An 8,781-nucleotide genomic window follows, 5' to 3' on the forward strand; every position below is an offset into this window, starting at 1 on the left:
CCATTTCGGAGCGGTCGATGCCGCGCACGCCGAATCGTCCGCCAGGAACGAACGCAACGATCAGCAGCCGTGCCTCGGGTGCCGCTACGGCGGTGACTTCGCGGACGTAGCAGTCGCGGTCGTCGTCGTTCATGTTGTGCAGGCAGCCATTGTCGACAATCAGCTGCAAGGGTCCATTGATTCCGGCCTGACGCAACTGCCTGACGTCGGCGTGGACGAAGTTGACGTTAACGTCTTCGATGCGCGCCTTGGCCCGCGCCTTCTCCAGGGCCGTGGGCACAAAGTCCACGGCCGTGACTTGCCAGCCGTGCTTAGCCAGGTAAATGGACGTGTCGCCGGTACCGCAACCAAGTTCGAGTGCGGCGGCCGCCGGCAGTGCGGGTGAGCCTTTGGAGTCTTCAGCTTCTGAGCCTTCGACCAGGTTTCGGAGACTCTGCGCCAGCGGGTGGCCCTCCCAGGGCGTGAACCCAAGCCGGTAAAACAGCCGGAACAGGGTGTGCTTGGAGCCCAGGAGGTCAAGTTTCATGCCGGCTATGTTGCCAAACGTCGGTGTAGTCGGGTACCTGCATCGAGTCGTACATCCGCACACCTTTGGCGTTGAATCTCGCGACCGTTCTGGTGAGCGATGCGGGCAGCAGCGAGACCAGCCCGACGGCCTGGGTCATTGCCCAAACCGCGGCGCGGGAGCCCGGGACGAGGCTTTTGGCGGCCCCGCGCGCAGCTGATCGACGAAGGGGAGCGGTTCATCGCCAAGCACGAACGCGCGCGCGACGCGACACCACGTGAATTGCTCGAGGGGTACTTCGACTATCACTTCGCGCACCGCGGCGATCTGGTGTTGGTGGTTGCCGAGTTGACAACCCTCGCCGATCTCGGCCTGATCGATCAACTGCTCGCCTGGCGCGACCGGCTGGGGAAGCTGGTTTTCGGTCGGCGTCCCACGCTGGAGCAGTCAACCCGCGCGGTGATCGCCTTCGGCGGCCTGCAGGACTGCTGTCTGCAATTCCCGGACACGTCCTACCAGAAACTGCGGCGCGCCACCGTCGACGGAGCGCTGGCCGCCCTTGGAATCGACCAATCGTCGTCGGGCTAGAGTCCGAAGCTATGCGATTCGGACTCTTCATTCCGCAGGGCTGGCGAATGGATCTGGTCGGGATTGATCCGGCTGAGCACTGGGCGGTGATGCGGGACCTGGCGGCCCACGCCGACGACGGCGCGTGGGACTCGTTGTGGGTGTACGACCACTTCCACACCGCGCCGATGCCGACCGCCGAAGCCACCCACGAGGCGTGGTCGCTGATGTCGGCCTACGCGGCGACCACGTCGCGGATCAAGCTCGGCCAGATGTGCACGGCGATGAGTTACCGCAATCCGGTGTATCTGGCCAAAGTCGCGGCGACCGCCGACATCATCTCGGGTGGCCGCATTCAGATGGGCATCGGCGGCGGCTGGTACGAACACGAATGGCGCGCTTACGGTTACGGGTTTCCGTCGGCGGGGGTGCGGTTGGGCCGGTTGGACGAAGGCGTGCAGATCATGCGCGACGCCTGGCGCGACGGCAAGGTCAGCTTGGATGGCAAGCATTACCAGGTCGACGGCGCGATCGTCGCCCCGAAGCCCTTGCAGGACAACGGCATTCCGCTGTGGATCGCTGGCGGAGGTGAGAAGGTGACCTTGCGCATCGCAGCGAAATACGCGCAGTACACCAACTTCACTGGCGAATCTGAGGAATTTGTGCACAAATCCGAAGTACTTGCCGGGCATTGCCGCGAGGTGGGCACCGACTTCGACGCGATCGTGCGGTCGGTCAACATCAACGCAACCCTCGGCACCTCGGAGGCCGATGTCAAAGACCGGCTGCAGCGCATCCGGGACCGGATGATGGGCTACGTCCCGGAAGCGGCCGCCGACGCGATGATCGCCAGCGGCAGCGGACCGGATTCAGCTACCGGCACAACAGAACAGGTGATCGACCGACTGCAGCATCTGCGCGGCTTGGGCTGCGAGTACGTGATCTGTTACTTCCCGGAGGCCGCCTACGACCGTTCCGGCATCGAGCTGTTCGAACGCGAAGTGATTCCCGCGTTGAGCTAGACGTCGCTGGTGGTGTATCGAGTCTTGACCGAAGGGGCGGCCAGCAGCGGAGGAAGCTGCGTCAGCTTGCCTTCGCCGGCGCGAAATCTGCGGTAGGCCTCGTCGTGCTCGACCGATTCCCACAGCTCGTAGATGAGCCAGTGCGCTTCGTCGTCGTCGTCGACGAGCACGTCGGTGCGCAGGTTCCCGTCGAACGCCCGGGTGTCTTGCAGCGCCCGGCCCATGAGTTCGCGCCCCGCGGCGACCTCGTCGGGCTTGAACCTGAGCTCGAGTATCACCGTGACCGCCATGGTCGCCAACATAATGCAGGGCTACCGTGCGCTTGCTGTGAGAATGGGATTTCCACTTTTCTACAAGGCTGTTATACGGTTCAGTGAGCAATATTCTGGTCGCTCGCTGGAGGATCGCTCGATGCAGAAAGCACTCGCCCCCGATATCTCAACCTGGCCCGACGACAGTCCGCAGTTGATCGGCAGTCGATGCGGCGACTGTAGCGCCACCACCTTCCCGGTGCAGCAGTGGTGTCCGCGCTGCAGTGGCCGCGAGATGAGCGAGTTGTTGTTGCCGCGCAGCGGAACCCTGGTGGCGTGGACCACCCAGGGTTTCCCGCCTGGTGCTCCCTACGCCGGACCGACCGGGGACGATTTTGTGCCGTTCGGCGTGGGCCTGGTGCAGTTGGGTTTCGGAGAAGACGCGGTGATCCGGGTCGAGGGCCGGTTGACCGAGAACGACCCGGCCAAGCTCAAGTTCGGCCAGCAGGTCGAACTCACCATGGTGCCGTTTACCACCGACGCTGACGGCAACGAGATCGTCACGTTCGCGTTCCAGCCGGTCTAGTGGCGATCGCGAGCGCGGCGGAGCCGGGTGAAGCGGGCCGCCACCATCTACCCAAGAGGAGCCCGAGATGAGCAACGATGTGGCCATCATTGGCGTGGGCCTGCATCCCTTCGGCAGGTTCGAGAAGACCGCGATGCAGATGGGCGCCGAGGCCATTCAATCCGCGTTGACCGACGCCGGCGTCGAGTGGAAGGACATCCAGTTCGGTTTCGGCGGCAGCCACGAGGTGTCCAACCCCGATGCGGTGACCCGCTTGGTCGGGCTGACCGGCATCACCTTCACCAACGTCTTCAACGCCTGCGCCACCGCGGCCAGCGCTCTTCAGCAGACCGCCGACACCATCCGGTTGGGCAAGTACGACATCGGCATCGCCATCGGCCTGGACAAGCATCCCCGCGGCGCCTTCACCGACGACCCCGCCAAGCTGGCGCTGCCGCAGTGGTATGCGCAGAACGGGCAGTTCGTCACGACCAAGTTCTTCGGAATGAAGGCCAACAAGTACCTACACGACCACGGCATCTCGACGGACACGCTGGCCAAGGTGGCCGCCAAGAACTTCCGCAACGGCGCGTTGAACCCGAATGCGTTCCGCCGCAAACCAATCACCGAAGAGGCCATTCTGGCTTCGCCGGTGCTGAACTACCCGCTGACCCAGTACATGTTCTGCGCCCCCGACGAGGGTGCGGCGGCGGTAGTTATGTGCCGAGCCGACATGGCGCACAAGTTCACTGACAAACCGATCTACGTGCGAGCCACCGAGATCCGCACCCGCCGTTACGGTGCCTACGAGGTGCACGCCACCTTCGCGCCGTTGGACGAGGATGTTTCGCCGACGGTGTACGCGGCCAAAGCCGCCTACGAGGCCGCGGGCATCGGCCCGGAGGACGTCGATATCGCCCAGCTGCAGGACACCGACGCCGGTGCCGAGGTCATCCACATGGCCGAGACGGGTTTGTGTGCCGACGGCGAGCAGGAGAAGTTGGTGGCCGACGGCGCCACCGAGATCCACGGCTCGATTCCGGTCAACACCGACGGCGGGCTGATCGCCAACGGCGAGCCGATCGGCGCGTCGGGGCTGCGTCAGGTGCACGAGCTAGTGCGCCAGCTGCGCGGAGAGGCGGGCGAGCGTCAGGTGCCCGGCAACCCGCGCGTCGGCCTGGCACAGGTCTACGGCGCACCTGGTACCTCGTCGGCGAGCATCCTGTCGCTCTAGATCGCCGGTCCCAGCAGATCGTCGGCGTCGCGAATGACATAGCCGTAGCCCTGCTCGGCCAGAAACCGTTGCCGGTGCGCGGCGTACTCGGCATCAAGGCTGTCGCGGGCCACCACCGAATAGAACACCGCCCCGCCGCCGTCGGCCTTGGGCCGCAGTAGCCGGCCCAGCCGCTGCGCCTCCTCCTGCCGAGAGCCGAACGTGCCCGAAACCTGCACGGCCACTGCGGCTTCCGGCAGATCGATGGAGAAATTGGCGACTTTGGACACCACCAGGGTGTTCACCTCACCGCGACGGAAGGCGTCGAACAATGCCTCGCGCTCTGCGGTCTTGGTCGAGCCCTGGATCACCGGGGCATCCAGCACCTCTCCCAGCTCGTCGAGCTGGTCCAGGTAGGCGCCGATCACCAAGGTCTGCTCACCTGGGTGGCGGCTCAGGATCGAGCGGACCACCGCGATCTTCGAATGGGCCGTCGAGCAGACCCGGTAACGCTCGTCGGCTTCGGCGGTGGCGTACATCATCCGTTCGCTGTCGGTCAGCGTGACCCGTACCTCGATGCACTCCGCCGGTGCGATCCAGCCTTGTGCCTCAATGTCTTTCCACGGCGCGTCATAGCGTTTCGGACCGATCAGGCTGAACACGTCACCCTCGCGGCCGTCCTCACGGATCAGCGTGGCCGTCAACCCAAGCCGTCGCCGAGACTGCAGATCTGCGGTCATCCGGAACACCGGCGCCGGCAGCAGGTGCACCTCGTCGTAAACGATCAACCCCCAGTCGCGGCTGTCGAACAGCTCCAGGTGGCGGTACTCGCCCTTGGTGCGACGGGTGATTATTTGATAGGTGGCGATGGTGACCGGGCGGATTTCCTTACGTTCCCCGGAGTATTCGCCAATCTCGTCTTCGGTCAGTGAGGTGCGAGCGATCAGTTCGCGTTTCCACTGGCGGCCTGCGACGATGTTGGTGACCAGAATCAGCGTCGTCGCACTGGCTTTCGCCATGGCTGCCGCGCCGACAAGGGTCTTGCCCGCCCCGCAGGGCAGGACCACCACGCCTGATCCGCCCGCCCAGAAAGACTCGGTGGCCATCTCTTGGTAGTCGCGCAGATGCCAGCCGTCCTGGCGCAGGCTGATCGGATGTGCCTCGCCGTCGACATAGCCGGCCAGATCCTCGGCGGGCCAGCCGATCTTGAGCAGTATCTGCTTGATCCGGCCTCGCTCGCTGGGATGCACGACGACCGTGTCGTCGTCGATCCGCGCGCCCAGCATCGGTGCAATCTTTTTGTGGCGCAACACTTCCTCGAGCACCGCACGGTCCAGGCTGACCAGCGTCAGGCCGTGGGCCGGGTTCTTCATCAATTGCAGCCGCCCGTAGCGGGCCATGGTGTCGACGATGTCGACCAGTAGCGGCTGCGGGACGGCATAGCGGGAGTAGCTCACCAGCGCATCGACCACCTGCTCAGCGTCGTGGCCCGCGGCGCGCGCGTTCCACAATGCCAGCGGGGTGATGCGGTAGGTGTGCACATGCTCGGGTGCGCGCTCCAGCTCGGCGAACGGCGCGATCGCTGCCCGCGCCGCACCGGCCAGCTCATGGTCAACCTCGAGCAGCACGGTTTTGTCGGACTGAACAATCAGAGGGCCGTCGGGCATACGGTTGATTATCCGTTGTCCTCTGACACCACCGAGGTGATGCGGTGGATGGCGAACTCACGTGCGCGGCCGGAGGCGGAATCGAACGCCACCAGCTGGCCACCCGCCACCGTGATCGGCGACACCACCCGCTGGGTGGCGACCCCGGAGGCGTCGACGTAACCAATGACCACGGTGTCCTGCCGCAGGGCGGCGCGCTGCAGTAGCGACATGGCCACCGCCGGGTCAATCCGGACACTGCCAAACGGCGCGGTAGTCACCTTGCGTAGCACCGCAACGAGCGCGCTCAGGCTTTCCCCGCTCGGGCGCGGGATCGGGCGAAGCGGCCGACGGCGCTGCGGCGTGGGCACCCGGGCGCCGCGGGACCGGATGTCGACGATGGTGCCGGTGGAGTCCTCGGCGGCCGGGGCGAAGCCGGCGTCTTGCAAGGCCGCGAGCACTTCGCTGATCGGCGCCTGGGATATCGCCACTGTCGGGGCCAGCACCCGCAGGCCCAACGCTTGGGCCTGGGTGGAGGCCACCGCCTGGGCGAGCAGCGTCGGGTCTTCGCATCGCACGAACGACGCGGCGATGCCGATCCTCAGCTGCCCGTGCCGGCGTGCCACATCGTCGATTAGGTAGGTCAGCCCTTGCGGGACAGCCGTTTTGGAGTACTTGGTGAACAGCGAGTGCAATGCGTCGGCGGTTTTGCCGATGTCCAAGGCATGCCGGATGGACTGCTCACTGACGCGGTACACCATCGCCGCGCCCGCAGACTCGACGGTGGCCACCGCTGCCAGCTCCTCGGCGAGCTGACGTTCGAGCGGCCCGGGAACCACGACGGTCAGGTCGGCCTGAACCAGGAAGTGGTCGATCGGCGCGGGTAAGGCGCGTGCCATCGCGTCGACAACGTCGGCGCCTCCGCTATGTGAGCCGTCGTCAACGAACGCGCGGCCGGGCGTGCTGATCGCTCCGCGGCCCACCAGGCCGAGCAGGTGCGCCTCTTCCAGCAGGTCCGCCACTCGTGCCGGCTGTAGCCGCTTGGCCCAGCGCGGCCGCCGCCATATCAGCGCCGCCGATGCCGTGCTCTTGTCCACCGCCGCGCCGGTCGGCAGCTCGGCCAGCATGTCCAGCAGCAGCCGGCGGTCCAGCGGGGCCGCCGTCGAGTACAGCGAATCCGACAGCGCGGCATACGGTTTGGCGTCAGGTCCGCGGGTCCCGATCAACGCCGGACGGGCGGGTAGATCAAGCCAGGTATTGGCCAGCAGGTACCAACGGTCGGCGGCGGATGCCTCGTCGAACCGGTCGGCGGCCACCGTCGGCGCCCAATAGGGCGCCTCACCGCTGGCCGGTTGCGGATCGGGTAGCCCGCTGGCGATCAGGCCCGCCGCGGCGGCCAGCTCGAGGATCAAGCCCAGCCGGGTCTCGTCGATGCCGGTCACCTTCGCCAGCCGCCTGACCTCGCGCACCCCTAAGCCGCCGCTGCGCAGCTCGGAAATCGGTGCCGCGCTTAGTGTTTCGAGCAGCATATCGAGTTCACGTAGCAAGTCGATGACCGCACCTGCGGCTGCGGCGTCGGCGTCGGCAGACGTGGTGGCAACCACCGGATCCGGCGCGGCCAGCTGCGCCGGCCCGGGTTCCTCGCCGCGTAGCACCTGCCCGACATGGCGGGGCAGGATCACCGTGTCGGCGTCGATTCGGCGCAGCAGTCCCAGCGCGAGCAGCTGGGGCACCGGCCGATCCGCGGAAGCGCCGGGCGCGGCGTCGCGGGTGCGCCCCAACGGCGACCCCTCCAGCAGCTTGTCCAGCAATTCCCGCTGTGAATCGTCGAGGCCGTCGATCAACTCGGCAATCTGCTCGCCGCTCGCCGAAGCGTCTTCCAAGGTCACTTGCCCTGGATGCCAGGGCAGCCCGGCACCGGCATCGGGGGCCGTGCGGAGTTCGGTGTCACCCCAAACCAGAGCGCGTTCCTTGAGGTCGTCGAGGGCGCCGAGCACCTCGGATTCGGGCGCACGACCGTCGATCAACGCGAGCAACTTGGCAACGGGCACCGACGAGGTATCCGCGTGCAGAACCAGCAGCGCGTCGATCACCGCTAACCGCAGGAAATCCAGTTCGTCGGTGGCGGCCGTGACTGACTGTCGGGCATGGGCGCGGGCGGCCAGGGCCGCGATGCTGCCCGGCGGCGGCTGGGCAAGGTCGGGCCGCAGCTCCAGCAGGCGGATCAGCCGCTCGTCGGGCAAGTCGGCCAGCCAGGACCCCAGCGGGATGCCCGGGGTTTGTTCGGTCATTGCTGACCAGCGTAAAGCAGCCGGGGGAGTAGCCGCCTACGGCGGGGTTTCACCGCCGAGTGGCCAGTTGTCACACGAATTTTTGCGAATCGCGTGGAATAAGTGGCCACTCGGTCGGGGTGACCCGGATCTGAGAGCCGAGCCGTCAAGGCTGCCCAAGACCTGTCAGAATGGGACGCGTGGCTGACAACGCTGGCGATAAAGCGCAGAAGACCCGTTACGTCGACAGAGGCTGGCCGACGACCAACCCAGACGACCACGCGGTGAGCGAACTGGCAACCGATCGGGTAGGCGCACTGTCTCCCTACGGCGACGTGGTCTTCCCGCTACCTGCTGACGAGCTGCCTTACCTACATCCCGTCACGGTGGTCAACCGCTAGGCGGCCGATGCCCCGGCGCCTTACGCGAGCGACGACAGGGCCGGGTTATTGCTCACACTCTGCGACTGGATCGCTTTGAGCAGGTCTTTGACGTAGCTCGGGTCCATGTTCTGCGGCGGTGCCACCGGCAGCCCCTTGCTGGTGTCGGGCAGGTTCGCCGGATCTAGCAGGGGTGCGAGCTGCGAGGGCACCTGCAGGTCGTGTATCGCGGAGCCCGCTGCGGCGGGATCGGTCGGCAACCCCGGGACTGTCGGCAGGCTCGGGCCCGGGACCGGTGCGGGGTCGTCGGCGAAGGTCCAATGCGCCACGGTCGTGGCTTGGTGGACATCTGACGGCGCATC

9 protein-coding genes and 2 pseudogenes are annotated in these 8,781 nt (G+C 66.3%); 5 read left to right on the top strand and 6 right to left on the bottom strand.

Annotation, left to right across the window (positions count from 1 at the left end; all coding sequences use genetic code 11):
- Together WAN71_RS09625 and WAN71_RS09630 are read right to left on the bottom strand one after the other, a co-directional pair.
- A partial coding sequence (locus tag WAN71_RS09625) for a class I SAM-dependent methyltransferase (protein ID WP_422225121.1) occupies positions 1–511 on the bottom strand: 511 nt, incomplete at its 3' end.
- A 4-nt stretch (positions 512–515) separates the two neighbouring features.
- A pseudogene (locus WAN71_RS09630) lies at positions 516–728 on the bottom strand (FAD-dependent oxidoreductase); the annotation flags it as partial.
- On the opposite strand from WAN71_RS09630, the gene WAN71_RS09635 reads away from it, so the two are divergent.
- Positions 665–1,093 (top strand): TetR/AcrR family transcriptional regulator, encoded by a 429-nt coding sequence (locus WAN71_RS09635; protein WP_422225113.1) that lies wholly within the window; start codon positions 665–667, stop codon positions 1,091–1,093. The pseudogene WAN71_RS09630 and the gene WAN71_RS09635 sit on opposite strands and share 64 nt — an antisense overlap.
- 11 nt (positions 1,094–1,104) lie before the next feature.
- A complete protein-coding gene (locus WAN71_RS09640) occupies positions 1,105–2,094 on the top strand; it encodes an LLM class F420-dependent oxidoreductase (RefSeq protein ID WP_422225114.1) in 990 nt (329 codons plus the stop codon).
- Here the strand turns inward: WAN71_RS09640 and WAN71_RS09645 are convergent.
- On the bottom strand, positions 2,091–2,384 hold the full coding sequence (locus WAN71_RS09645) for a putative quinol monooxygenase (RefSeq protein ID WP_422225115.1): 294 nt from the start codon (positions 2,382–2,384) through the stop codon (positions 2,091–2,093). The two genes, WAN71_RS09640 and WAN71_RS09645, sit on opposite strands and share 4 nt — an antisense overlap.
- Positions 2,385–2,505: 121 nt before the next feature.
- On the opposite strand from WAN71_RS09645, the gene WAN71_RS09650 reads away from it, so the two are divergent.
- Both WAN71_RS09650 and WAN71_RS09655 read left to right on the top strand, forming a co-directional pair.
- Positions 2,506–2,931 carry a Zn-ribbon domain-containing OB-fold protein gene (locus WAN71_RS09650; RefSeq protein ID WP_422225116.1) on the top strand — a complete coding sequence of 142 codons (426 nt, stop codon included), beginning with the start codon at positions 2,506–2,508 and terminating at the stop codon, positions 2,929–2,931.
- Positions 2,932–2,998: 67 nt separating this feature from the next.
- Positions 2,999–4,144, top strand: coding sequence for a thiolase family protein (locus WAN71_RS09655; RefSeq protein WP_422225117.1), 1,146 nt, complete (start codon positions 2,999–3,001; stop codon positions 4,142–4,144).
- Here the strand turns inward: WAN71_RS09655 and WAN71_RS09660 are convergent.
- Both WAN71_RS09660 and WAN71_RS09665 read right to left on the bottom strand, forming a co-directional pair.
- Positions 4,141–5,790, bottom strand: coding sequence for a DNA repair helicase XPB (locus WAN71_RS09660; protein ID WP_422225118.1), 1,650 nt, complete (start codon positions 5,788–5,790; stop codon positions 4,141–4,143). The genes WAN71_RS09655 and WAN71_RS09660 overlap by 4 nt on opposite strands.
- 8 nt (positions 5,791–5,798) lie before the next feature.
- Complete coding sequence (locus tag WAN71_RS09665) at positions 5,799–8,060, bottom strand: helicase-associated domain-containing protein (protein WP_422225119.1); 2,262 nt, start codon at positions 8,058–8,060, stop codon at positions 5,799–5,801.
- Positions 8,061–8,239: 179 nt separating this feature from the next.
- Between WAN71_RS09665 and WAN71_RS09670 the strand changes: the two genes are divergently transcribed.
- The gene (locus tag WAN71_RS09670) at positions 8,240–8,440 is read left to right on the top strand and encodes a hypothetical protein (protein ID WP_422225120.1); all 201 of its coding nucleotides are present in this window, start codon (positions 8,240–8,242) and stop codon (positions 8,438–8,440) included.
- Positions 8,441–8,460: 20 nt separating this feature from the next.
- Here WAN71_RS09670 and WAN71_RS09675 read toward each other — a convergent pair.
- Positions 8,461–8,781, bottom strand: a pseudogene (locus WAN71_RS09675) (resuscitation-promoting factor RpfA); the annotation flags it as partial.

This window comes from Mycobacterium sp. (assembly GCF_049280035.1).
In the GTDB taxonomy this organism is placed as follows: domain Bacteria; phylum Actinomycetota; class Actinomycetes; order Mycobacteriales; family Mycobacteriaceae; genus Mycobacterium.

Bases quoted from the DNA above. Each gene is read 5' to 3' on its own strand.
- WAN71_RS09660 (WP_422225118.1), bottom strand. From the start codon at position 5,790: ATGCCCGACGGCCCTCTGATTGTTCAGTCCGACAAAACCGTGCTGCTC.
- WAN71_RS09645 (WP_422225115.1), bottom strand. From the start codon at position 2,384: ATGGCGGTCACGGTGATACTCGAGCTCAGGTTCAAGCCCGACGAGGTC.
- WAN71_RS09655 (WP_422225117.1), top strand. From the start codon at position 2,999: ATGAGCAACGATGTGGCCATCATTGGCGTGGGCCTGCATCCCTTCGGC.
- WAN71_RS09650 (WP_422225116.1), top strand. From the start codon at position 2,506: ATGCAGAAAGCACTCGCCCCCGATATCTCAACCTGGCCCGACGACAGT.
- WAN71_RS09665 (WP_422225119.1), bottom strand. From the start codon at position 8,060: ATGACCGAACAAACCCCGGGCATCCCGCTGGGGTCCTGGCTGGCCGAC.
- WAN71_RS09640 (WP_422225114.1), top strand. From the start codon at position 1,105: ATGCGATTCGGACTCTTCATTCCGCAGGGCTGGCGAATGGATCTGGTC.